General features: G+C 62.4%; 23 protein-coding genes. 12 read left to right on the forward strand and 11 right to left on the reverse strand.

Translation table 11 applies throughout. The features are described from left to right. Positions 1-332: 332 nt before the first annotated feature. Positions 333-869 carry a hypothetical protein gene (locus tag FV217_RS14035; protein WP_187272556.1) on the reverse strand — a complete coding sequence of 179 codons (537 nt, stop codon included), beginning with the start codon at positions 867-869 and terminating at the stop codon, positions 333-335. A 331-nt stretch (positions 870-1,200) separates the two neighbouring features. Between FV217_RS14035 and FV217_RS14040 the strand changes: the two genes are divergently transcribed. Further along, entirely contained in the window at positions 1,201-1,479 is a 279-nt protein-coding gene (locus FV217_RS14040) for a hypothetical protein (RefSeq protein WP_147817800.1), read from the forward strand. Positions 1,480-1,493: 14 nt separating this feature from the next. Here FV217_RS14040 and FV217_RS14045 read toward each other — a convergent pair whose 3' ends face one another. Continuing rightward, positions 1,494-1,709, reverse strand: coding sequence for a hypothetical protein (locus FV217_RS14045; RefSeq protein ID WP_147817801.1), 216 nt, complete (start codon positions 1,707-1,709; stop codon positions 1,494-1,496). Between the two features lie 207 nt (positions 1,710-1,916). Between FV217_RS14045 and FV217_RS14050 the strand changes: the two genes are divergently transcribed. Continuing rightward, a complete protein-coding gene (locus FV217_RS14050; RefSeq protein ID WP_147817802.1) occupies positions 1,917-2,471 on the forward strand; it encodes a recombinase family protein in 555 nt (184 codons plus the stop codon). A 56-nt stretch (positions 2,472-2,527) separates the two neighbouring features. Here the strand turns inward: FV217_RS14050 and FV217_RS14055 are convergent, their stop codons facing one another. From FV217_RS14055 to FV217_RS14070, 4 genes are all read right to left on the reverse strand, one after another. Further along, positions 2,528-2,971, reverse strand: a complete 444-nt coding sequence (locus FV217_RS14055) for a hypothetical protein (RefSeq protein WP_147817803.1) — start codon at positions 2,969-2,971, stop codon at positions 2,528-2,530. Between the two features lie 231 nt (positions 2,972-3,202). Further along, positions 3,203-3,697, reverse strand: a complete 495-nt coding sequence (locus FV217_RS14060) for a terminase small subunit (RefSeq protein ID WP_147817804.1) — start codon at positions 3,695-3,697, stop codon at positions 3,203-3,205. Positions 3,698-4,057: 360 nt separating this feature from the next. Further along, complete coding sequence (locus FV217_RS14065) at positions 4,058-6,328, reverse strand: AAA family ATPase (protein ID WP_147817805.1); 2,271 nt, start codon at positions 6,326-6,328, stop codon at positions 4,058-4,060. A 129-nt stretch (positions 6,329-6,457) separates the two neighbouring features. After that, a complete protein-coding gene (locus FV217_RS14070; protein ID WP_147817806.1) occupies positions 6,458-6,673 on the reverse strand; it encodes a DNA-binding protein in 216 nt (71 codons plus the stop codon). 731 nt (positions 6,674-7,404) lie between these two features. Between FV217_RS14070 and FV217_RS14075 the strand changes: the two genes are divergently transcribed. From FV217_RS14075 to FV217_RS14085, 3 genes are all read left to right on the forward strand, one after another. After that, positions 7,405-8,319 (forward strand): IS1595 family transposase, encoded by a 915-nt coding sequence (locus FV217_RS14075; protein WP_246682785.1) that lies wholly within the window; start codon positions 7,405-7,407, stop codon positions 8,317-8,319. Beyond that, positions 8,316-8,528, forward strand: coding sequence for a hypothetical protein (locus tag FV217_RS14080; RefSeq protein ID WP_147817807.1), 213 nt, complete (start codon positions 8,316-8,318; stop codon positions 8,526-8,528). The genes FV217_RS14075 and FV217_RS14080 overlap by 4 nt, the downstream gene beginning before the upstream one ends. Positions 8,529-8,941: 413 nt before the next feature. Beyond that, positions 8,942-9,793 (forward strand): hypothetical protein, encoded by an 852-nt coding sequence (locus FV217_RS14085; protein WP_147817808.1) that lies wholly within the window; start codon positions 8,942-8,944, stop codon positions 9,791-9,793. Positions 9,794-9,833: 40 nt separating this feature from the next. Here the strand turns inward: FV217_RS14085 and FV217_RS14090 are convergent, their stop codons facing one another. Next, positions 9,834-10,073, reverse strand: coding sequence for a hypothetical protein (locus FV217_RS14090; RefSeq protein WP_147817809.1), 240 nt, complete (start codon positions 10,071-10,073; stop codon positions 9,834-9,836). 733 nt (positions 10,074-10,806) lie between these two features. Here FV217_RS14090 and FV217_RS22905 point away from each other — a divergent pair. Together FV217_RS22905 and FV217_RS14095 are read left to right on the forward strand one after the other, a co-directional pair. Beyond that, positions 10,807-10,962: a hypothetical protein gene (locus tag FV217_RS22905; RefSeq protein WP_187272558.1), complete on the forward strand. Its 156-nt coding sequence runs from the start codon at positions 10,807-10,809 to the stop codon at positions 10,960-10,962. 153 nt (positions 10,963-11,115) lie between these two features. Then, complete coding sequence (locus FV217_RS14095) at positions 11,116-11,346, forward strand: hypothetical protein (protein WP_147817828.1); 231 nt, start codon at positions 11,116-11,118, stop codon at positions 11,344-11,346. Between the two features lie 82 nt (positions 11,347-11,428). Here FV217_RS14095 and sucD read toward each other — a convergent pair whose 3' ends face one another. The 4 genes from sucD to FV217_RS14115 all read right to left on the reverse strand — a co-directional run bounded on the left by sucD (position 11,429) and on the right by FV217_RS14115 (position 16,327). Next, a complete protein-coding gene (gene sucD / locus FV217_RS14100; protein ID WP_187272559.1) occupies positions 11,429-12,340 on the reverse strand; it encodes a succinate--CoA ligase subunit alpha in 912 nt (303 codons plus the stop codon). Next, positions 12,337-13,482 carry an ATP-grasp domain-containing protein gene (locus FV217_RS14105; RefSeq protein ID WP_147817810.1) on the reverse strand — a complete coding sequence of 382 codons (1,146 nt, stop codon included), beginning with the start codon at positions 13,480-13,482 and terminating at the stop codon, positions 12,337-12,339. Before FV217_RS14105 ends, sucD begins: the two co-directional genes overlap by 4 nt. Next, positions 13,479-14,858: an aldehyde dehydrogenase family protein gene (locus FV217_RS14110; protein WP_246682788.1), complete on the reverse strand. Its 1,380-nt coding sequence runs from the start codon at positions 14,856-14,858 to the stop codon at positions 13,479-13,481. Before FV217_RS14110 ends, FV217_RS14105 begins: the two co-directional genes overlap by 4 nt. Positions 14,859-15,019: 161 nt before the next feature. Continuing rightward, entirely contained in the window at positions 15,020-16,327 is a 1,308-nt protein-coding gene (locus tag FV217_RS14115; protein WP_147817812.1) for an MFS transporter, read from the reverse strand. 238 nt (positions 16,328-16,565) lie between these two features. Here FV217_RS14115 and FV217_RS14120 point away from each other — a divergent pair, with 238 nt between their 5' ends. From FV217_RS14120 to FV217_RS14140, 5 genes are all read left to right on the forward strand, one after another. Beyond that, complete coding sequence (locus tag FV217_RS14120) at positions 16,566-17,429, forward strand: LysR substrate-binding domain-containing protein (RefSeq protein WP_147817813.1); 864 nt, start codon at positions 16,566-16,568, stop codon at positions 17,427-17,429. A gap of 137 nt (positions 17,430-17,566) precedes the next feature. Then, positions 17,567-17,782, forward strand: coding sequence for a hypothetical protein (locus FV217_RS14125; protein WP_147817814.1), 216 nt, complete (start codon positions 17,567-17,569; stop codon positions 17,780-17,782). Positions 17,783-17,999: 217 nt separating this feature from the next. Next, entirely contained in the window at positions 18,000-19,682 is a 1,683-nt protein-coding gene (locus FV217_RS14130; protein ID WP_147817815.1) for a GMC family oxidoreductase N-terminal domain-containing protein, read from the forward strand. Positions 19,683-19,734: 52 nt separating this feature from the next. Next, positions 19,735-21,099 (forward strand): MFS transporter, encoded by a 1,365-nt coding sequence (locus FV217_RS14135; protein ID WP_147817816.1) that lies wholly within the window; start codon positions 19,735-19,737, stop codon positions 21,097-21,099. Between the two features lie 124 nt (positions 21,100-21,223). After that, positions 21,224-22,297, forward strand: coding sequence for a putative sulfate exporter family transporter (locus FV217_RS14140; protein ID WP_187272560.1), 1,074 nt, complete (start codon positions 21,224-21,226; stop codon positions 22,295-22,297). Positions 22,298-22,322: the final 25 nt, after the last annotated feature.

Raw genomic sequence — 22,322 nt, forward strand, 5'->3', positions numbered from 1 at the left:
TCCTCGAGACAAGGCGGAAACAGCGTCGTCTGATCGCGCTCGGCACCGACAACAAACCGGCCCATGTCTACCTCCGGTCAGACCGAAGGAACGTACCATCATCGGGGTTTTGACACAGCCAGGGTCGGACGCGGAACGTCCGGTTTCGGCCGCCCGGTCGAAGACCGCTCCCCACCCACCCCAGACGCTCGTGTCAGCGCGTAGGCCGTCCCGGACCTGCTCTGCCAGTTGCTCCGGCGTAGGGGCGAAGGCGAGGTGATCGCCGAGCTCCCGCGCGAAGGTGTCAGGATCGGCGTAGACGCCGCTCAGGTGATCGGAATTCGAGACGCCGTTCATCCGAAGATCCCCAGACCCGGCTCCTGCATCGGCCGCCGTGTCGGTATCCCGGCCAAGGCTTCGATCTCGGCGGCGCGGCGGTCGTAGGCGCGCCCTGCGATGCCCTCCAACAGGCTGCGCGTGTGCATCTCGTTCTGGAGGATTCGGGCGTAGTCGTTCGCGTCCAGGATTGTGTGAGCCGGCCGGGCCGCCCGCTGCTGCGGAAGCTCTGCCCAGACGATGACCTGGAAGTCCGCCGCCTCAAGGCCGCGCATCAGATGTGCTCGCGGATAGTCGGGCAGGAACGCCGGCAAGACCGCCTTGGCTATAGCGAGCTGCAGCAGGATCTCGTCGCGGGCGCTCGGGCTCAGCTGAAGCTGCGGAGCGTGGCCGCACCGTGTCGCGATCGAAGCCAAGGCCCCGTCGAGAGCGAACTCCGGATGCTCGTTGCGGCACGCCTGAGCCAGCTTCCCGCACACCGTCGCGGCGGCATGGCGCAGCGGATCAGGCGGCGCGACATAGTTGGGGTCGAGGATGGAAACGTTCCGAAGCATAGCCTGCGTAGTATCGGTGCGGGAGGTCATCCGCACAAACAGTAATGGGTCGATCAATTTCATATATTTGAGCCCTGATTTGCAGGGTATGCCGGGATACTGTGGGATATAGAAGGTTATATCGGCAGCGGTTCAGCGGCGTGAGATTTTGACGGACCACAAATTTCTTCGAACGGGCCCGGCGCTTTTGCCGATTTCGGTCGGAGTACCCCCCGGGGTGCGACCAGGGCCGGGTGCCACCTAGCGGTCGCGCTCTTGGTCGCATTCCCCTTTTCAGGATCTCGTTGCGGGCGCAGACTTCCTGCGTCGATCTCCCGCCAGGACGCCGCCAATGAATCTCCCGCTGGACATGCGCGCGACAACGCTCGTCGCCTCGCTCGACGCCATCGCCGCCGCAGTCGAACGCGGCCGCCGTGGCGAGCTGGACATCTCCTCGATCGACGAGCTGATCGCCGGAGCGCGCGAGAGCGCGCAGATCCTTTCCCGCCAGCTCCACCCGGTGCGTGCGATGGCCATTGGCGAGGCTGACCGGCGCACGGCCCCGGCTGGTCCGACCTACGCGGCTAGCCGGGGCAGCAACGTCATCGTGCTTCGGCCGCGCCGTTCATAGAGGGCGCGCCTATCTCAGAAATGGCCAGCCTGTTTCAGCGCGCGCATACGGTCGGCAGCTATGGAGCAGTAGGGCGTCGTCGGCGTGTAGCGGCGCTCAAGCCGGTCGAGCATGCGCATCTGCTGGTGAAGCGCGCTCTGCAGACGGCCGACACTCTCGCTCAGCTGCACGCTCTCTTGGAGGAGGGGCGCGAACGCCGAGCGTGGAGGGTGAATCGGATCGGTCGCCATCCCACATCAAAACTCTGGATGGTTAAGGCTCGATGAAGCTGTGTCGGAGTCCGCAATTTGAGCCCAGCGTTCCAATAGGCCAAGCTCCAGCGGAACGTTCCAGGTGGTAGGCGAGGCTGTTCCAAAAGAATGATGTTGCGTTTCGGAACGGGTTGAGGCTCTATGTCTTAGACCTCCTTGGAACGAACCGGACCGGAACGCTCCGCCATGCTCATCGGATACGCCCGAACCTCGACCCTCGAACAGGATGCCGGCCTGGAGGCCCAGGTTCGTGACCTGACGGCACACGGTTGCGGGAAGCTGTATCAGGAGCAGGTCTCCTCCGTGGCCCCTCGGAAGGCTCTGGATGCAGCCATCGACTTCGCCCGTGAGGGGGACGCGTTGATCGTCACGAAACTGGACCGGTTGGCCCGTAGTGTCGTCCACTTGGGCAAGATCATCGAGACGCTGGAGGCCAAGGGCGTGGCCCTGCGCATCCTGAACCTGGGCGTGGACACGGCAACACCCACCGGGAAGCTGATGCTCAACGTCCTCGGCGGCGTGGCTCAGTTCGAACGGGAGATGATGCTGGAGCGCCAGCGCGAGGGCATCGCCAAGGCCAAGGCAGAAGGCGCTTACAAGGGCCGGAAGCCGACTGCGCGGGCCAAGGCGGATGAGGTGAAGGTGCTGGCGGCGGAAGGGCTCAGCATGGCCGCTATCGCCACCCGGCTCGGGATCGGCAAGGGCAGCGTACACCGGGCGCTAAACCCGAAGGCGGCCTGACACACGGAAGGCGCGCCGATGAAAGCGCGCTTTCAGGTAGTTACGACGGTGATCGATCAGCTAACTTTGCAGGGGGCGCCGAGCCGTTTCGCTACTTCAGCTAGGGCGCGAATGTAGGCGGAACTGCCTACCACCTCCGTCTGGAACCAGCCCGAGCCCTCCTCATCTTCGTCGGCCTCGAAGCGTGGGAACGCACTCTGCAGCGTTCGAATACGTGGAGAGAGCATTTCGTGGACGAGCTGAAGTGTCGCATCTCGGTCGAAAACAGCTTCTAAAGTCAGATCGTCCGGCGCATCGTCTTCTAGAAGATATTTCTCGCCAGTAATTTGACAAAACGGCATCCCCATCTCCTGTACGATCGGCATGCGCGACAGCATTACGGTGCTGTTACGATTTGATGTGATCTGCATGGCTTGTCTGCACCACCTCAATTGCAGCTTGACGCCGCAAAACAGCCATACCTGATGATTTTTTACTTTACAACCGCAGTAATCATCCATTTTGTCATTCATAAAACGGACAAATCGGACGGTCCTGCTCCGCTAATTTGATGTGATTGACAAAATTTGTCCGTTTCGTTTGTTCCGTACGTTTTTGTTATTTGCGGCTGATTGAAAATAATTTATGGCGGACCGCGGCGGCCGATCCATAGGTGCCCGTCTGCGGGTTTGGTTCGTCGATATGTTCGGAAATTCAGTGCTTGAGGCCTGGCGCAGGCGATGAGCGCCCAGCTATCCAAAAATGCCAGCCTCAGCCTCAGCCTCGACCGCGGCGTCCGTATCGCCTCGGTATATGCCCTCGTCATGGTCGATTGTCCTGGCCTCGGCGTCGAGCTCGGCGATCCGCGCCTTTGTGGCGACCATGAACGCGCTGAGCTCGGCGGCCGACATCTCGTGCAGCTCCTTGGTCTCGGCACCCGTCTGGCTGCCCTTCCAGAACGGCAGCAGCGTCTTGCTCATGTCGATCAGCTGCTTCGCCGGCGTGGTCGGATCGTCGATCAGGGTCTCCAGGCGGCCCAGCAGCTTCGGCGCCATCCGGTCGAGCCTGTTCGCCACGTCTCGCGACACGGCGAGCTGTATGCCCGGCTTGGCGAGGTTCTGGGATGCGCGCTGCCGTGGCTGGGCGTAGCCCGCCTTCTCGGCCGCATAGGTGGCGTCGCCCGTTGCGGCGTAACGCTCCACGAACACCCGTTCCTGGGGTCCTAACGTACCAGATTTAGTTGGCATTACGAGCAAGTCCGCGCTTTCGGCACAATATGTTGATAAGCAGCAATCTACGTGGCTGAAGTGTCCGCGACAACCGACGCTCCGCGGCTGCTGTAACGACCATCCGATGAGGCAGCGATCCGATCAATTCGTCGGCCAAGTGCCATATAGTTCGGGAGTAGCCAATTGTATGTCAGTTTTGGCGCTGCTTTCGCCAGCTTATCTGACAGTAATTCCGGGATTCGGAGGACCGGAGAAACTATAGGGTTTCTCCGGGGCACTCCGATTGATCCTTAGGCCTCCGGAACGTCTTCCACTTTCCTCCGCTTGTCGCTAAGTGTTTGAATAATATGAGGCCGTGGATCCTCCGCTTTTGCTCCGCTAACTGAAAAGCCCTCCGGATGGGTCAGAAAGCGGAGTTTCCGAATACGCTTTTTGGGTGGCGTCCGGAGGACGCTGTCTTCCGAGGTTTCTCGGCGCTTCTTGAGGCGGATCGATCTCTTCAAAGTAAGCATGTGCATGTATGTCACGCGGTACCCAGAAGCCTCTGGCGGGGCTCGTGACAAGGTTCTTCGTCATCAGGTTCCGTAGGTGTGTCCGAACCCGTTCTTTACCGCCCCGATCGCGTTCACCGGCCGCTGTTGCGATTTTGGCAAGCTCGGCGCCTGAAGTTGGCTTATCGGAGGTCGCAACACAGGCCCTTAGGGCGAGCAGGACGTTGGCCTCTTTTGCGGACGGCTCTCCAGTCTCAGCCCCGTCGCGCGCGATCAGCCGTACCGTGCAGGACGTAATGTCCTTCCCGCGCTCGCTTTTCCCAAGAACGACCGTTTCAAGCGCGAAGCCGACGGCCGAGCACTTCTCCAGGTCGCGCTGCTTGGTCACGCGGATTTGCCCTTCGGTGATTTCGATCTCCGTGTCGGTGGCGGCACGCAGCAATGAATGCCCGCGGGCGCCCCTGGCAGCGATTTTCCCGGTGTGATGCACCACAAGGAGATGGGCGCCAGTGACGGTCCTGATCAGGTCGAAATGCTGGACCAGAGCACCCATGTCGATGCTGCTGTTCTCGTCACCGCCCGCTAGTGCGCGGGACAACGTGTCGATGACGATCAGTACGATTCCATCGATGGCGCCTAGTAGCTCCAGGAGCGGCTTTAGATCGGCGTTGGGGTTTCGGAGATCGACCGGTGACAGGATGAACCTGAACCCCGCGCAAGGGCCGTATTTCCTCTTCAGTGCGGCGGCACGCTTGCGCGCGCCCGCACCACCCTCGGCTGCGATGTAGACGACCACGCCTTTGCTGGTCGACTTCCCACCCCAGTCCCGTCCAGACGCAACGTGATAGGCCAGATCCGTAGCTACGAACGTCTTGCCGGTGTTGCTCTCACCGAACAGGACCGACATCGCACCCTGATCCAGCAAATCTTCGACCAGCGGTTTCGACGTGACGGTCAGCGCCGTGTCGGCGATGTCATCGAATAGCACCATCTCCAGTTTGGGCGCCTTGGCCTTTGCAGCCGGAGCCTCGGATTGCGCCGCGGCCGTGGCGTCGAAGTGCGCTTCCTTGTGCGCCTGCCACCCACCGTATTGCTCGGCGTGGTCGTAGAGCAGCTTCGCGCCCACGCCGAAGGGGTGCTTCAAGCTGCGGTACACGCGCGCCGGGTTCTCCGTCACCTTCTCCGGGTCGAGATCGGAGCGCTCGCTGAACTCGACGAACAGCTCTTCGCCGAGGTCCTGATCGTCGGGCAGCGCCGCGCGCAACGCCGCCGCGATGTTGCGCCATTCGTCGTACCCGTACAGCTCCGAACGGTTCGGGATGGCGCGCACCGCCGCGGAGACGAGATCCGGATCGCCGCGTAGCGTGGCCTGGTCGACGTCGGCGCGGCTCTCGTTTGAACCCGTTCGCCCCTTCGCTGCCGGAAGCTCGTCGCGCAGGCCCTCGAAAAATCGCTGAAGCTTTTCGAGCGTAACGAAGGTCAGCTGGTCGCGCGGTGGCACGCCCTCCGGCCAAGTGTACGGCTTGCCGGTCTGCGGATGGATCGTGTCGACGTTGAACCAGTTCGTCTCGCTGGCCAGCAGCTCGATCAGCGCCGGCTTGTCACTGACGCCGTCGTCGAAGCGCACCGACATGTATGGTGTGTCGTCGGGCACCCGGTACAGAAATAGCCGCTTCGGCCACCGCCCGACGCGCAGTGGCGCTGGTCCGAGATGCTTCAACGCAGCGCGAGCAACCCTGTCACCCCAAGTCTCTGACAGGGAATCGATGTCGAGCGCGGCGAGGCCCCGACTCATACGCAGGCCGACGCCCGCACCCATCGCGCCCCACGTGGTCAGGTCGTCTTCCGTGGCCTCGAAGGAATGGACGCCCTTGCCCTGCCACGCGCCGTCCTGGAAAACCCCGGGTCGCTTGCCCGCGTTGTGCAGGCCGGAGCCTGGGGGCGCGACGGGGAGCAGCCGCGTGTAGCCGAGATCCCAGAACCTGCGGAAAGCGGCCTTGGTATCTGCCGAAACCGAGCCCCTGGAAACCTTTTGTATTGGAGCCGTTGGAGCTTCCGCGGTAGTTGCAGATGATCGGGAGCCACGAGATAGCAATTCTTCACAAACAGAGCCGAGCTTGTAGGACGCAGACACATCGTCTACTTTATCGAGAGACATTCAAAGCCTTCCCGGCCGGCACCTCTTGCACAGGTAGCCGGCCGTTTCCTTGAGGCCGTGACCTCAGGCGAGGGATGAAAGCGGCCACAGATGCATCGTGGCCGGCGCGGACGTAGAGGCGCTCGACCGCTAGCCCGCGGCCATCCACTCTCGAACGTCCTGCGCGCGGTATCGCGGCCTATTTTCCACCCGGGTGATCTTCGGCCCTCGGCCTTGCTTCGCCCAGACCTTCAAGGTGATCACTTTGAAGCTGCTGATCTCGGCGAGCTGCCGGCGCGTCAGAAGCGCCCCGTCTGGTAGCTTCTGGATGTCTGGAATGCTATTTCCGCTGCTGGCGACAGGCATGTGCCCTCCTGCGCGGTGCCCCCGGTGAGGGCACTCGCGTCTGGAACGAGGTGGGGGAGATGCCGCTAATCTCTCAGGTCTACCGATTCAGCCGTTTTGCGCAGCAATATCCGCAGTATACTGCTGCATCCCATCGCTCGTCAATGCGTAGCGCAAGTTAATCTGATATTCGCTCCGCGCTTGCTCGTAACATACATACACAGTACTTTTGTATGTCAGCAAATATGTATGTCACTCACATTCATAAGCACCTTCATCTTCAGCCAAAATTGTCTGTTCAGCCCTCTCTGCCGATCCAAGCCCGTACGTCCCGAGCGCGATACCGAGCCGTCCTTCCAGCATCATGAACTGCCGCCCGCGGCGCTTCCGGGCCACTTTTTCTGGGCCCGGACGCTGAAGACCGACAGTTCTGCATCCTAATGGTGAAAATCTGACGTTTGGCACCCACTGCCGGGGCCGCTCTCGACCGTTTGCAGAAGGTCGGAAGGTCCGCTTCCGGGCGCTCACCGAAACAGAGTCAAAATGACCGGGCCGGGTGAAATTCTTCTCGTCCGCTTTCAGGGTGCGCAATCAGAAAAGGATCAGCCACCACCGGTCGACCGGTCGCGATCCTCGAGATCGATTTCCATCACGGCAACGGCATACAGGGCATCTTTTACGAGGGGACCTATATACGTGCTTGACCCAACCGTTGACAGGGCGTAGGGTCTCCTCATTGGAGGAGGCCGCCCGTGTTCGCATCGTTCGACAGCCTGTTCGACCTGATGGCGGCGTTCCCGGACGAGCAGACCTGCGTGGATCATTTCCGGTCGATCCGTTGGCGCGATGGCGAGTTTTGCCCGCACTGCAACGGCAACCGCATTTACTCGTTTTCGGACCGCAAGACGTTCAAGTGCGGCGACTGCCGCAAGCGGTTCTCGATCAAGGTCGGCACGATCTTCGAGGACACCAAACTACCGCTGCGCAAGTGGTTCATGGCCATCTGGCTCATTACGAACCACCCGAAGGGCATCGCCAGCACGACACTCGCGAAGGACCTCAAAATCACGCAGAAGTCCGCGTGGTTCGTCCTCCACCGCCTTCGGCACGCCGCCCGTACGAAGTCCTTCAACGCGCCGCTTAAGGGCACCGTCGAGGCCGACGAGACTTACGTCGGCGGCAAGGAGAAGAACAAGCACGCCCGCGACCGCAAGGGTGGCACGCAGGGCGGAGCCGGGAAGGCCATCGTGCTCGGCATGATCGAGCGCGACGGCGAGCTTCGCACCGTCGTCGTGGATGACCTTAAGGCCAAGACGGTTCAGACGATCGTCAGAGAGAACGTGGCCAAAGGGTCAATGCTGATGACGGACAAGCACGGCTCCTATCAGGGCCTTCGCCGGGACTACATGCATCACACCGTCAACCACGGTGCCGGCGAGTACGTCCGTGCCTACGTCCTGCACACGAACTCGATCGAATCGGTTTGGGCAATTCTCAAGCGTCAGATCATCGGCATCCATCATTGGGTCTCGCCGAAGCATCTCAGCCGGTACGCCGCCGAGATGACGTGGCGGTTCAATCATCGCGACATGGGCGTAACCGACCGCATGAACCAAATTTTCAGCGGCATGGAAGGCCGGCTGCGCTACCGGACGCTCATCGCATGAACGGCGGCGACCGCAAGACGGAGCCGCCGTTCGGCCTCGATATGGATTTTGGTGAGGCGCTGGAGAAGTTCATCGCAACCCGGCCCTCAGAGGTTGAGGAAAGCGTCGACCGCTCCAAAACAAAGAAGCCGCCGGGGGATCAAGTCCCTCGACGACCAGCACGCTTATCGCGCGCGAAACAGTCAGCCTCTCTCAAGCGAGAGACTTAGTTACCGCACTAGAAGTGCTTACCGCAGCAGCGAGGATGCGCACGCACAACCTCAAGACGACCAAACCGGATGCGGCGGTACTCCCGCACACGGTGACAGCAGCGCGAACGTTTCATGATAGAGGTCCTTATGACCTCCCCGATTGTGCGAACCGCGGGTTAGTGCTATACGCTGCATAGGCGCAGGCACTAACCGCGCGTCATATCCGCTAGATGGGGTCGGGGCTCAATCCCCCCATCCAGTGACCTACCCAAGCGGCTCGGCAGGGGATCTGACCCCCTACTGAGCCGTTTGCCGTTGTAGGCTGCAATATCCTTTGCACAGGTGAGATTCAGATTCAAGCGACTGAATGCCGGTTAAGCTTGCACTGAATGTAGTTTGCTGTAGCATGGTGTTGCGCTTGGAGCACACCTATGCCGGACACAGCCCTCAAGAATGCGATGCTTGAGCGAGACCGCATCGCTTCTGAAATTAACAAAATTCAGCAGAAACTTCATGACCTTAGGGCCGAGCGCCAGAAGGTCGATGATTGGATTTCTGCGTGGCACCGCTTCTCTGGCACAAGCGAAGAGAACGCTGAGCCGACTGGTGTTCCTACAGAACAAGACATGAACATTCAGGGTGCAGGGCGTTCTCATGATGAGTCTGGGGAAAAAACGCAGCGCGATGGGAAGGCTAGAGGCAATCCGAGGAAGGAGGTGGTGGCGGCAGAAGCCATAAAGATTATTGAGGAAGAGGGTCGTTCCGTCTCAAGATCAGAACTGTATGAAAAGCTTATTGAAAGATCAGTTGTAGTTGATGGGAAAGACCCTCAACAGGTTCTTTCCACCATGCTTTGGCGCGCTTACAATAATGGAGCAAATATAATTCGATTAAAAAGTGGAGGCTATTGGTTAGCGGATCGCCCTCACGAAGAAACTGGATACGATCCGACGCAAGCGCCCGTTAATGCTGGAGATCCTGAGGAAGGCCCTGCAAAGGATCTTGATGCAGCCAGCACTCTGCCCATAATAGCTAATCCAGAGGTGAAACGGTTTATGGAACGAACTTCGGAAGCTTACATCTCAAAGCTTTCTTCTGAAGAAGCGGATTCTCTGTTGGATAAAATAGAACAGAGTAGCGAAATACCTTTGCCTTTACAGGTCGAGTTGGTTTCTAATTACCGAGAGCTATCCGGTATTGATTACGTTAAAGGCGCAGGATTTCAAAACGTATTTATAGAATTGCTAAAGGAGTACGTGAAGGCGTTTCCAGTTAGTGCTTAGAGATTGGGCTGTCGCTAGCCTGCTATGTGGGTAAGGTAGGCTACGCCTCGCCACTTAATTTATAGCGCATTTTCAACCGGGCCTGCGCACGGTCAATCGCCTTCGAAAAGCCGCCAGCCTCGCCGCTATGCATTACCGTCCAGTTCGCGCCACCGTTCGTCTCGGGATCGGCAGGCACGATGCGGATCCACTGGTGTCCGTCAAGCTGACCGCCGTCGATGCGAACCTCCTCGTGCAGCAAGGCATCCAATTCAGCTGCATTTTTCTGCTCACGAGGCATTGAGCGCTCCTGCTTGCGGCAAACGTCGTAGCTAACGACACCGGACCGAAGGCAACGTGGGACTTGACCATACACAGGTTACGCTTGCTGGTGGTGCCTTTTCGCCTTTTGCCCGATCGGCCTGTATCTGCATCTCAATGAATGGCAGATTGAAGCGCCCGAATGCGCCATCGCCTTGCGCATAGACAAACCCCGACCAAGCCGATGGCAGGACGGGTTCATTTGTCTTCGTACCGAATACGGGGAAGATCACCGTCACGTGCCCGTAGAACGAACCGTTCTCGCAGCTAACCATCCAATGAATGCCGGGCACTATCGGTTGAGTTGTGCAGGATAGCGAGGGCCGATCGTCCAGTTTCGCTTGGCTAATCGTTGCCGCCAGCATTATCGCCGCCGCCGCCAAAATCCGCATCGCGCCCCTCCGCCGTAACCGGGCGCAACCTATCACATCAACTCGTTAGGTCACACACGTATATAGGTCCCTTTACGAGGGCTCGGACGTGCTGACCGTCTCGGTCCATGCCGACACCGCGAACTACTTCCCGGTCTTCGCCGGCTAGAACAGAGCGGGCGAAGGCGAGGGCTTCAACCTCAATCTGCCGCCTACACCTCGAAGCGGTGACGCATTCTGGCTCGCCGCCATTGATGAGTGGCTCACGCACATTCGCGAACACTGCTCGGCAGCTCTGGTGGTCGCGCTCGAGCTCGACGCGGCAAAAACTATCCGCGCTGCGTGCTTGCGGTGACCGAAGTGGGGTTCTCGGCTGCTGCCCGGCGCATCGCGTGCGCCGACTTGCCGACGGCGGTCACCCAAGAGGGCGGCTATCTCTGTGAGGCGCCAACACGCAATCTCGTGGCCTTCCTCGACGGCTTCAAACCGAGCATCTGACAACCTCAAACACGGCAGAGAGAAATCTTCTCTGCTGAAACTGCCGCGTAGAAGGACTCTCCCCGGCAGCGCTGAAATACGGAAACCGCCACCATTGCTTCGAGGCTATGCTGTCGCGACTTTAACAGCAGTCTCCCAGCAGCCGTGGCCGCCATGCGTTCCATTCAATTCGACCCCTTCGGCGAACCGGTGGCGCAGGCCGCCGAACAGGATCGTCCTAGCACCGTATCGCGCCTCGCTCTGCGCTCTGGCGTCGGCCTGTTTTGGGCGATGGTCGTCGTGATTGTCGCCGCGCGCGCTGCGTATTTCGATCCGAGCTTCGCGGAGAAGTTCAGCAGCGTAGCCTTGATGATCGGCCACCTGAAGACTATCGTCGGCGCCTGAACTACCGCCTTTGTGAAGACGAAAACGCCTCGAGCTGGCAAGCCCGCGGCGTTTTCGTTTCAAGCGGTTGCCGCCAGTCGGTTCAGGCCCGAAGGGCCATGGCCGCCGCATGAGCCACGCCGGCACCGTGGCCGGCTTTGAGAAGGGCGGGGATCTCCGACGGCGTGTCGGCCACAGTGACGCCCGCCGCCTCCAGCGCACGGCGCTTGCCTTCGTAGCTGCCCATGGTCCCCGACACGATCGCGCCGGCATGGCCCATCTTCTTACCGGGCGGCGAGGCGCGTCCGGCAATGAAGGACACCACCGCCTTCGACATGCCCGAGGCGTATTCTGCCGCCGCCTCTTCCATTGCCCCGCCGATCTCGCCGACGAGCACCACCGCACGCGTGCGCACGTCCTCGTCGAGGGCCTTCAAGGCATCACGAGTCGTCGTGCCGATCATCGGATCGCCGCCGATGCCGAGGAAGGCCGACTGGCCGATCCCCGCTCGGGTCAGGTTGAGGCAGATCAGCGTGCCGAGGCTCCCGGAGCGCGAGATCACGCCGACCTCGCCCGGCTGGAAGATGTTCGAGTTGTGCCCGGGCATGATGCCGACGAAGCCCTCGCCCGGTGTGACGACGCCGGCGGTATTAGGCCCGATGATGCGGGTGTGGTGCCGCGCCGCCGCGTGATGGATTGCGATCACGTCGCGGGCCGGGATGTGCTCGGTGAGGATCACGACGGTCTTGGCACCGGCCTCGATGGCGTCGAGCGCCGCATCGCGCGCCATCGTCGGAGGAATGAACATCACAGCGACGTCGAACGGGGTCTCGGCCATCGCAGCCTTGGCGGTCGCGTAGACCGGCACGCCGAGATGAGTTTCGCCGGCACGCTTCGGATTCACGCCGGCCACGACCTGCGTGCCGCACTCCATCATCTTGTCGGTCCAGAAGGTGCCCTGCTTGCCGGTTATGCCCTGGACGAGCACACGGGCGGACTTGCGATAGATGATCATCGGGCTGCTCCTGCGCTGCCGGCGGCGTTTACGGCGGCTTGGACCGCATCCTCCATCAAGTCGAAGGGCTCCTGGCCGAGCCCTTCGCGTACGAGCCGCACCGCCTCGTCCTCGCCAGTGCCATGGATCGAGAAGAATACGGGGATGTCCGGGTTCAGCCGCTTCCAGGCGGTGACGACGCCCTCGGCCATCACGTCGGTACGAGCGAAGGCACCGCAGAAGTTGACGACGAGGCTCTTCACGCCGGGATTAGACAGGACGAGCTTCAGTGCTGCTTCCGATTTCGTGTAGGCCTCGCCGCCGATCTCCAGGAAGTTCGCCGGGCGGCCTCCGCAATGAGCGATGACGTCCATCGTCGTCATTGTCAGCCCGGCGCCGTTGGCGAGCACACCGACATTGCCGTCGAGCTGAATGAACTTCAGCCCGTGCTCGACTCCCTCGCTTTCGAGAGCGGTCACCGGTTCGGCTGCCGCCTGCACCGCCAGTTCGTGCTGTCGGAAGCCTGCTGAATCATCGAGCGTGAGTTTACAGTCGAGCGCGACCACGCGTCCGTCGGCGAGGACGGCGAGAGGATTGATCTCGATCAACTCGGCGTCGGTCTTGCCGCTCGTGGCGTAGAGTGCTGCGAGGATCTCGGCGACTTGCTGCTCCGTGCCCGACAGGTCGAGACCGACGAGCATGGCGCGGGCGGCAGTCTCGTCGAAACCCTCGTCGAGATCGACGAGGTGCCGGCGCAGCGAGTCGGGACGCGTCGCGGCGACCTCCTCAATGTCCATTCCCCCCTCGGTGGAGAACAGCACCAGCGGGCTTCGGCTCGCGAAGTCGATCAGGATCGCGGCGTAGAACTCGCGTGTGATCTTCGCCTGCTCCTCAAGCAGGACCGAGCCGACGGCGTGGCCGTCGATGCTCATGCCGAGGATACGCTCGGCGACGCTCCGCGCCTCCGTGGCCGAGTTCGCAGGCTTGATACCGCCGGCTTTTCCGCGTTTGCCGGTTGGAACCTGCGCCTTGACCATGCAGGGGCCGAGTTCCTCGAAGGCCAGAGCGGCCTCCTCGGGCGTCTTGCAGTGGACCGAGCGCGGCACCGGGATGCCGGCAGGCGCGAGCACACGCTGTTTCGCCACGACCTCCAAAAAGTTCATCGTGCGACCTCCTCATGGCCGATCCGCTTCCAATGCGGTCCGAACAGCTCCAACTCGGACGGTCTGTCCTCGGGAATCGGCGTCACGAGGTGGGTGATGTTGATCATGTGTCGGTAGCTGAGGTTCTCGGAAATCGAGTTCTTCTGCCAGGAGCCGCAGCCCATGCTCAGGGTAAAGCCGAGGCCCGAGTTGAAGCCGCCGCCATTGCCGAAGGTGTGGGCGAAGTTCACGAGGACGCGAACCACCTCGAGGTCTTCGGCAAGCTCGCGGGCGCGGTCCATGTTCTTAGTGTGAAGGCCACAGGAATGGCCTTTGCCCTGGTGGTCGAGGATCTCGCGGACCTGCTCCTTCGCAGCCTTGAAGTCGCTGGCGCGATAGACTGTGAGGACTAGGGCGAGCTTCTCGCCGGAGAATGGATAGTCCTTGCCGACCCCGGTTTCCTCAACCAGGAAGAATTTTTTGCCATTTGCTTGTGGCGCCAACGCGAACGCCTGGGCCAGGACGCTCGCGTCTCGGGCTATAAGGTCCCGGTTCAGCTTGCCATTGACCCAGAGGCGCGCGGCGACTCGCCGCGTCTCGTCCGGCGTGCAGAGATACGCGCCGGCGCGCTCCAGCGCAGCGATGGCCTTGTCGTAGACCGCGTCGACGATTACGACGGCATTCTCGGACGAGCAGGAGGTCGCATTGTCGAAGATCTTCGATTCGCAGATCTTCTCCGCAGCCCCGTCGAGATCGGCGGTCTCGTCGATGATCACCGGTACGTTGCCGGCGCCGACGCCGATGGCGGGCGTGCCGCTCGAGTAGGCACGGCGGACATTGTCCTGCGAGCCAGTCACCACGACGAGGTCACAGCCCTTCATCAGGGCCTCGGTCGAGTCCTTCGTCACAGGGGAAGGCAGGATCTGCACGAGATCCTCGGGCAGACCGATCTTGGCGAGCTCCTGGCGCATCAGGTCGACGATGCGCGCCGTGGTGCGGTAGCCGAGCGGGGAGGGCGCGATTACGATAGCATTACGTCCCTTGATCGCCATCATCGCCTTGTTGACCGGGGTCGCGCCGGGGTTGGTCGAGGGCGTCACCGCGCCGATCACGCCCATGGGCTTGGCGTATTTGACCAGCCCCTTGGCCTCGTCGCGCTCGATCACGCCGACCGAGGGAGCACGCAAGAGATCGCGCAGGGTGCCGAAGGTCTTGCGCTGCTTCTTGCGGATCTTGTCGGGGATATTGCCGAGCCCGGTATCCTCGACGGCGAGACCGGCGAGTTCGCGGGCGTGGTCGGGGTTGTAGAGCGACCAGGCCAAGGCCCTAACAGCGGCGTCAGCGGTGTTCTGGTCGACATGGGCGAACTGCCTCTGGGCGGCGCGGGCCCTGAGCATCACGCCTTCGACGGGACCCGGCTCGATCGGGCTTGGGGTGACCGGGACGGGTTCCTGCCGCTCGATGGGGCGGTCGGGGATCTTCAGACCGAAGACGGGCATGCGCGGTTTCCTTACGCTTTCAGTCGGAACGGGGCGGTGAGGACAGCTCGGCTCCGCGGTCAGGCGTTCGGCCCGACCGCCACCGGTAATGTCAGGACGGGTGCCTCGGGCTCGACATCGTCGAGGAAGGGCTCGTCGGGCCGCATGCGCAGGGCCAGCACGGCACCGAGCAGGAGCAGCCCGAGGGACGCGACGAAGGGGAGGTCCCACCGCCCGGTCGCATCGATCACCGCGCCGAACACCACAGGCGAGATCATGCCGGCCAAACCGAAGCCGAAGTTCATGAAGCCCGAGGCGGTGCCCGAATGCTGGGGGGCGATGTCCATCGGTACGGCCCAGATCGGGGCGACGATCAGTTCGGCGAAGAAGAACGCACCGGACAAGCACAAGGCGATCGTGACGAGGTCGTGCACGAACAGCACCGGCAGCATGAACGCGAAGGCTCCGAGGAAGCCGACGACGATGACGCTGACCCGGGCCTTCGAGACGCTGCCGGTCTTGCGCAGAATCCGGTCGCTGACGATGCCGCCGACCGTGTCGCCGACAACCCCGGCAAAAAAGACGCCCGAGGCGAAGATCGCCGATTTCTTGATGTCGAGATTGTGCTCGTGGAGGAAGTAGGAGGGGATCCAGTTGAGGAACAGCCACAGGGTCCAGCCGTAGCAGAAGTCGGTCATGGTCACCGGGAGCATCCGCTTAAGCAGCCGGCGCCACGGCACCGCTCGCCGCTCGGACGCGATCTTCATAACCGGCAGGACGGCTAGTTCCTCCTGGGTAATGTGCTTGTGCTCGCGCGGATCGTCGCGGAAATACCAGAACCACAGGCCGACCCAGGCGAAGCTGATCACCCCGACGATCCAGAAGCTGTCGCGCCAGGAAAGCGCGACGATCAGGAAAGCGATGATCGGCGGCGTCAGCGCATTGCCGAGCCGCGCGGCTGCGTGGGTGATGCCCTGAGCGAAGCCGCGTCTGTCGGCCGCCATCCAGTTGGCGAGTGCGCGGGTAGCGGTCGGGAAGGCGGACCCCTCGCCGATGCCCAGGATGAAGCGGGCGACGATGAGCGACATGGCACCCTCGACGAAGCCGATGGCGATCGTCGCAGCCGACCAGATCGCGCCGCAGATCAACAGCGTTTTCCTCGGGCCGAGACGATCGCCGAGCCAGCCGCCGGCAATCTGGAAGAAGGCGTAGGGGTAGGCGAAGGCCGAGAAGGCGAGGCCGAGCTCAAAATTCGTGAGCCCCAGCTCTTTCTGCATGGCGGGGGCGGCCGTGCCGATGTTCACCCGGTCGATATACGTGACCAGATACATCAGGCAGATGATCAGCAATACGCGATCAGTGGCTTTGAACCGAACAAGCCTCAGCATGCTGCCCTCCTGACCGATGCCGGACAGACTTCACCAGCCAACGCGGACCATTACGCGAAGGTGGGGCAAGTCCCCGACATCCGTGAAGCGTTTCTCTCCTGCGATGCGCTCGGCTCGCTCAGGGTCTTTGATCGCCCTGAATCGTCGGTGGCCCAGCGCCTCGACCTCAACCTAGCGATTGCACTTGCATCGGAGAAATTTATTCTCTTCATCGAGATCATTCAGGAAATTGATCGATATGATTCCGGATCTCGAAATTCCGCTGCTCCGAACCTTCGTCGCCGTCGTCGAAACCAGCAGTATAACGCTGGCCGGCAAGCAGGTCGGCCGGACCCAACCGGCCATCACACACCAGATGCACCGGCTCGAGAAAGCGCTCGGCAAGTCGCTGTTCGAAGGCGACCGGCGCCATCTCACCCTGACGCGGGACGGGGAAATGCTGCTCGGCTATGCCCGCACCCTGCTGGGGCTGAACGACGAAATCCGCGAGCGTTTCGAGGCGCCTGACGTTGCCGGTCACGTCCGTCTCGGCGTTCCGGATCTCTACGCGGCCTTCCTGCTCCCGGCCGTGCTCGCGGGATTTTCGCGGGCCTATCCACAGATCGAGATCGAGTTGCGCTGCTCACGCAGTGTCAACCTCCACGCGGCGCTCCAGCGCGAGGAGATCGACATCGCCTTGATGACCCGGCAGCCGGAATTCGGCAGCGGAACGATCGTCCGCCAGGAGCCTCTCGTCTGGGTCGGCGCCCGCGATTACCCGGTCGCACTGCAAGGGGCGCTGCCGCTCGCCCTGCTGCCGGTTGGAAGCGTCTATCGGCAACACGCCCTCGACGCCCTCGGCCATGTCGGCCGACCCTGGACCATCGCAGCCGTCAGCGACAGCATCGCCGGGCTGCAGGCCGCAGTCTATGCGGGGCTAGCCGTATCGGCCTTTCCGCTTTGCGCGGTGGGCCCGTTGGTGCGCCGGCTCGGCCGGAACGAAGGGCTTCCAGATATGCCCGACCTCGAGATCGTCCTCCAACGTAAACCAAGTGGGATCGCAGCAGCAGCGGAGCATCTTGCTGAGTACATGATCGCCGAACTCGGCAATCTGCCGGGCTGAACGCGAAGCTCTGCGCGCCAGCCCTGCGCACGCGGCAACGCTCCCATGGCGCTTGGAAGCGCTCGAATTGTTGCGGCGCAAAACGCTCTCGGCTAGTTGTTTGCATTGCAGCAAACAAGATCCCGAGCTCGCCTGCCATGTCGCCCACCGAGCGCCTCCGCCAGATCTTACCCCTCGCCGTCGCGCTCTATCTCGCCGCGAGCGTTGCGCATCTGCAGGCGAAGCAGATCATGGTTCCGCTCCCGCACGACGGCATCTCGCTCAGGAAGATCGTGTTTGGCATCAAGTGGCACATGATCGAAATGGGCAAGAACGAGCAAGCCGAGTTCTTCATCGGCTGGCCGGGCAACTGAGCCGGTCAACCCAAGCCCCCCCCTTCCCTTGTCTGATCGCGGCCTCTCTGAGGCGGTGACCTCCTGCGCCGCTTTGACGTGCCTCTGACGGCTCGTGTCTGCCCGCGTTGACAAGCCAGTGCATTCCTCATTTAATAGAACATATCGTTTCGAAAATCGAGACATAAGAGCTCGAGGTGGGACGATAGCGAGGAAATGCGACCGGGAGGTGCAGGCGATGGACGTCGCTTCCTTCGACTTCATCATCGTCGGCGGCGGCACTGCGGGATGCGTGCTGGCGAACCGTCTCTCCGAGGGCAGCAGGTATCGCGTGCTGATGCTGGAGGCAGGCCCGCGCGACCGCTCGCCGTGGATCCATCTTCCCATCGGCTACGGGAAGACGATGTTCCACAAAACTCTCAACTGGGGGTTCTTCACCGAGCCCGAGCCGACCATGAAGGATCGGCGGATATACTGGCCGCGGGGCCGTACGCTCGGGGGCTCATCGTCGATCAACGGGCTGATCTTCGTTCGCGGGCAGTCCGACGATTACGACCACTGGTCCGCCCTCGGAAACGCAGGCTGGGCGTGGAAGGACGTGCTGCCGTACTTCATCCGCTCCGAGCACAACACCAAGGGTGCCGGGCCGGCTCATGGCGGCGACGGGCCGCTCTGGTGCTCCGACATCACGCACCGGCACCAACTCATCGAAGCGATCATTGCGGGTGCCGGCGAGCTCGGCGTCCCGCGCACCGAAGATTTCAACGGTGGCGACCAGGAGGGTGTCGGCTATTACCAGCTCTTCACCCGCAAGGGTTGGCGCTGCAGCAGCGCGGTCGCCTATCTGCGCCCCGCCGAAGACCGACCGAACCTGCGCGTCGAGACCGGTGCCCAGGCGACCGGCCTCATGCTCGACGGCGCGCGCGCCGTCGGCGTCCGGTACCGGCAGAACGGTCGGACACACGAGGTGCGCGCCGCAAGAGAAGTCGTCCTCGCGGCCGGTGCTCTGCAGAGTCCGCAGCTTCTCATGCTGTCCGGGATCGGACCCGAGGCCGAGCTGAGACGTCATGGCATCGAGATTGCGCACGACCTGCCGGGGGTCGGCGAGAACCTGCAGGACCATCTGCAGATCCGGCTGATGTACCGGGTGGCCAAGCCCATCACCACGAACGACGACCTCAACTCGCTCACGGGCAAGGTGCGGATCGGCCTGCAATGGCTGTTGACCCGAAGCGGCCCGCTTGCTGTCGGGATCAACCAGGGTGGCCTGTTCACCCGCGTCATGCCGGGGCCGGGCACGCCGGACGTGCAGTTCCATTTCGCTACGCTCTCGGCCGACATGGCCGGCGGCGCGCCCCATCCCTGGTCCGGCTGCACCTTCTCGGTGTGCCAGCTCAGGCCCGAGTCGCGGGGCACGGTGACCCTGCGCAACGCCGACCCGTTCGAGGCACCGGTGATGCGGGCCAACTACCTCGCCACCGAAACCGATAGGCGATGCACAGTGGCGGGTATGAAGTTCGCCCGCCGCCTCGCCGGCACGGCCCCGCTGCGGGACCTGCTCACGGAAGAGATCGAGCCCGGCCAGGGAACCGAAGGCGACGAGGCGCTGCTCGACTTCGCCCGCGGATCGGGCGCCACGATCTTCCACCCCTCCGGCACCTGCAAGATGGGCTCGGACCCGATGGCGGTGATCGACAGCCGCCTGCGCGTCCACGGCCTCGGTGGCCTTCGCGTTGTCGACTGCTCGATCATGCCGACGCTCGTCTCCGGCAATACCAGTGCTCCCGTGGTGATGATCGCCGAGAAGGCCTCCGACATGATCCTAGCGGATGCCCGAGCCGAGCCGATGCCCGCTCTCATCGATGTTCGTTCTGAAGTCTCTCGGACACGGCCGAAGCCGGAGACGGCCTCGGCGCAATAGGCCTCGCAACGGCCCCGTCAAACGGGCGGCAAAGGACAGCGGGAGGATCGCGATGAGGACGACGGATCGGGCAGCGATCGCCGAAAAAGTGGGCCTGGGCCGCGTTGTGTCGGCGGCCCTGATCGGCGCCACGATCGAGTGGTACGACTTCTTCCTCTACGGCGTTGTCGCCGGCATCGTCCTGAACAAGCTGTATTTCCCGGCGAGCGACCCTCTCGTCTCAACGCTTCTCGCCTATTCGACCTTCGCGGTGGGCTTCGTGACTCGGCCGCTCGGCGGCGTGATATTCGGACATTTCGGCGACAGGATCGGCCGCAAGAGCATGCTCGTCATCACGCTGATGATGATGGGCGTCGCAACCTTCCTGATCGGATTGGTGCCGACCTACAAGCAGATCGGCGTCGCCGCGCCAATCCTGCTGCTGCTCCTACGCATCTTCCAGGGCATCGGGCTCGGCGGCGAGTGGGGCGGGGCCGTGCTGATGGCCTTCGAATACGCTCCGCCGGATAAGCGCGGACTCTATGCGAGCATCCCGCAGATCGGCCTCGCCCTCGGGCTCTGCATTGCGTCCGGTGTCGTCGCGGCCCTGTCCTATGGCCTGACGGACGAACAGTTCCTCGCCTGGGGCTGGCGGCTCGCCTTCCTGCTAAGCGCGATCCTGGTCGCGGTGGGGGCGTATATCCGCCTCAACGTCATGGAGACCCCAGAATTCGCGAAGGTGAAGGAGACCAACCGCGAGGCCGCGATCCCCTTCGTCGTGATGATGCGAGACTATCCCGGAAACGTGATCGCAGGCATGGGCGCGCGCACCATCGACGGCGTGTTCTTCAACATCTTTGCGGTGTTCTCGATTGGATACCTCACGGGCACCGTGAAGGTCCCGCGGACGGAGGCGCTGCTCGGCGTCACCGCTGCCGCGATCCTGCTTTGCGCGACCATTCCGCTCGCCGGATGGCTGTCCGACAGGCTCGGCCGCACAAGGGTCTATGCCTGGGGCTCGCTGATCACCGGCTTTTCGGCCTTTCCGGCCTTTTGGCTCTTTCTGAACAGCGGCGGCAACACAGCGATGATCTGGCTCGCCCTAATCATCCCCTTCGGTATCTTCTACGCCTCCGTCTACGGACCGGAGGCGGCCTTGTTCTCAGAGCTGTTTCCCGCGCGTGTTCGCTACACGGGCATTTCGTTCGTCTATCAATTCTCCGGGATCTTCGCGAGCGGGCTGACCCCGATCATCGCGACAGCTCTTCTGCAATATTCCGGCGCGGACGAGCCTTGGTTCGTCTGTGCTTATTGCGCCTTCGCCGGCCTCGTCAGCGCGGCCTCCGCAATATGGATCGGCCGCAGAGTGCGCCGAGCAGCGCTCCGCGAGCCTACACATCCTGAAACCCATCAATGGGCCCGGACCCGCGCGATATGAAGAACGTTCTAATATATAGAATAGTTTTGGAATATTGTTCTAGGAAATTGGCCTGCGCGAGTACAAAAATCGCTATGAGGTCCTGAGGAAGAGTGGCGCGGCGGCGCGGCGCTGAGGGATGACGATGCTGCAGGAAAATCATTTCGTGACGCCGAAAACGCCGCATCCGATTGTGGCGCGCCTCACGGCTCTGGCGCCAGGCATCGCGCTTTGCATTTCGGTGACGCTCGTCTCGATCGGCTTGCAGCATGCCGAGGAGGGCGCTTTCGAGCACCCCTATATCGAGGCGCTCGTCATCGCGATCCTGCTGGGCATGGCGATTAGGAGCTTCTGGCAGCCGAGCCAGATCTGGCGCTCCGGCATCGCCTTCAGCGCCAAGCAACTCCTGGAAGTCGCAGTGATGCTGCTCGGTGCCTCTATCAGCTTCGCGGCCATCGTCGCCTCAGGTCCCGTCCTGCTCGCGGCCATCGTCGCGACTGTGATCGTAACGATTATCGCGAGCTTCACGATCAGCCGATGCCTCGGCTTGGCGGTGCGGATGTCGCTTCTGATCGCCTGCGGCAACTCGATCTGCGGCAACTCAGCCATTGCCGCAGTCGCACCGGTGATCGGCGCCAGCAGCGACGACATCGCCTCCTCGATCTCCTTCACGGCGATCCTCGGCGTGCTGATGGTGCTCGGCCTGCCACTCCTGATCCCGCTGCTCGGCCTCGGCGCGAGCCAATACGGCATCCTAGCCGGACTCACGGTCTACGCGGTGCCACAGGTGCTCGCCGCCACCGTTCCGGCAGGACTGGTGGCGACACAGATCGGCACCTTGGTAAAGCTCGTACGCGTGCTGATGCTCGGGCCGGTCGTCGTCGGCCTCTCGCTGCTCGCACCGCGCTTCATCGGCACGCCGGCCGATCCGACCAAGTCCCGCAGGTTCGATCCGTTCAAGCTGGTGCCGTGGTTCATCCTCGGCTTCCTCATCCTCGCGGGTTGTCGCTCGCTCGGCCTAGTGCCCGACTTCGCCGTCGGCCCGATCACGAAGATCGCCGGCTATCTCACCGTCGTCTCGATGGCTGCCCTCGGACTCGGTGTCGACGTGAGGGTGATCGGGCGCGTTGGCGCGCGCGTCACGGCGGCGGTGACGCTGTCGCTCGTCCTGCTGCTGCTGATCAGCCTCGGGTTGATCCACCTGCTTCGGCTCGGCTGACCGCAGACTTCGATGGAAGAGGCCG

The organism is Methylobacterium sp. WL9 (genome assembly GCF_008040035.1).
GTDB classification, from domain to species: domain Bacteria; phylum Pseudomonadota; class Alphaproteobacteria; order Rhizobiales; family Beijerinckiaceae; genus Methylobacterium; species Methylobacterium thuringiense.

What these genes read in the sequence shown, in the direction of transcription:
- FV217_RS14035 (WP_187272556.1), bottom strand. Translation starts at nt 869, where the DNA reads ATGCTTCGGAACGTTTCCATCCTCGACCCCAACTATGTCGCGCCGCCT.
- FV217_RS14040 (WP_147817800.1), top strand. Translation starts at nt 1,201, where the DNA reads ATGAATCTCCCGCTGGACATGCGCGCGACAACGCTCGTCGCCTCGCTC.
- FV217_RS14045 (WP_147817801.1), bottom strand. Translation starts at nt 1,709, where the DNA reads ATGGCGACCGATCCGATTCACCCTCCACGCTCGGCGTTCGCGCCCCTC.
- FV217_RS14050 (WP_147817802.1), top strand. Translation starts at nt 1,917, where the DNA reads ATGCTCATCGGATACGCCCGAACCTCGACCCTCGAACAGGATGCCGGC.
- FV217_RS14055 (WP_147817803.1), bottom strand. Translation starts at nt 2,971, where the DNA reads ATGGATGATTACTGCGGTTGTAAAGTAAAAAATCATCAGGTATGGCTG.
- FV217_RS14060 (WP_147817804.1), bottom strand. Translation starts at nt 3,697, where the DNA reads ATGCCAACTAAATCTGGTACGTTAGGACCCCAGGAACGGGTGTTCGTG.
- FV217_RS14065 (WP_147817805.1), bottom strand. Translation starts at nt 6,328, where the DNA reads ATGTCTCTCGATAAAGTAGACGATGTGTCTGCGTCCTACAAGCTCGGC.
- FV217_RS14070 (WP_147817806.1), bottom strand. Translation starts at nt 6,673, where the DNA reads ATGCCTGTCGCCAGCAGCGGAAATAGCATTCCAGACATCCAGAAGCTA.
- FV217_RS14080 (WP_147817807.1), top strand. Translation starts at nt 8,316, where the DNA reads ATGAACGGCGGCGACCGCAAGACGGAGCCGCCGTTCGGCCTCGATATG.
- FV217_RS14085 (WP_147817808.1), top strand. Translation starts at nt 8,942, where the DNA reads ATGCCGGACACAGCCCTCAAGAATGCGATGCTTGAGCGAGACCGCATC.
- FV217_RS14090 (WP_147817809.1), bottom strand. Translation starts at nt 10,073, where the DNA reads ATGCCTCGTGAGCAGAAAAATGCAGCTGAATTGGATGCCTTGCTGCAC.
- FV217_RS14095 (WP_147817828.1), top strand. Translation starts at nt 11,116, where the DNA reads ATGCGTTCCATTCAATTCGACCCCTTCGGCGAACCGGTGGCGCAGGCC.
- sucD (WP_187272559.1), bottom strand. Translation starts at nt 12,340, where the DNA reads ATGATCATCTATCGCAAGTCCGCCCGTGTGCTCGTCCAGGGCATAACC.
- FV217_RS14105 (WP_147817810.1), bottom strand. Translation starts at nt 13,482, where the DNA reads ATGAACTTTTTGGAGGTCGTGGCGAAACAGCGTGTGCTCGCGCCTGCC.
- FV217_RS14110 (WP_246682788.1), bottom strand. Translation starts at nt 14,858, where the DNA reads ATGCTCAGGGCCCGCGCCGCCCAGAGGCAGTTCGCCCATGTCGACCAG.
- FV217_RS14115 (WP_147817812.1), bottom strand. Translation starts at nt 16,327, where the DNA reads ATGCTGAGGCTTGTTCGGTTCAAAGCCACTGATCGCGTATTGCTGATC.
- FV217_RS14120 (WP_147817813.1), top strand. Translation starts at nt 16,566, where the DNA reads ATGATTCCGGATCTCGAAATTCCGCTGCTCCGAACCTTCGTCGCCGTC.
- FV217_RS14125 (WP_147817814.1), top strand. Translation starts at nt 17,567, where the DNA reads ATGTCGCCCACCGAGCGCCTCCGCCAGATCTTACCCCTCGCCGTCGCG.
- FV217_RS14130 (WP_147817815.1), top strand. Translation starts at nt 18,000, where the DNA reads ATGGACGTCGCTTCCTTCGACTTCATCATCGTCGGCGGCGGCACTGCG.
- FV217_RS14135 (WP_147817816.1), top strand. Translation starts at nt 19,735, where the DNA reads ATGAGGACGACGGATCGGGCAGCGATCGCCGAAAAAGTGGGCCTGGGC.
- FV217_RS14140 (WP_187272560.1), top strand. Translation starts at nt 21,224, where the DNA reads ATGCTGCAGGAAAATCATTTCGTGACGCCGAAAACGCCGCATCCGATT.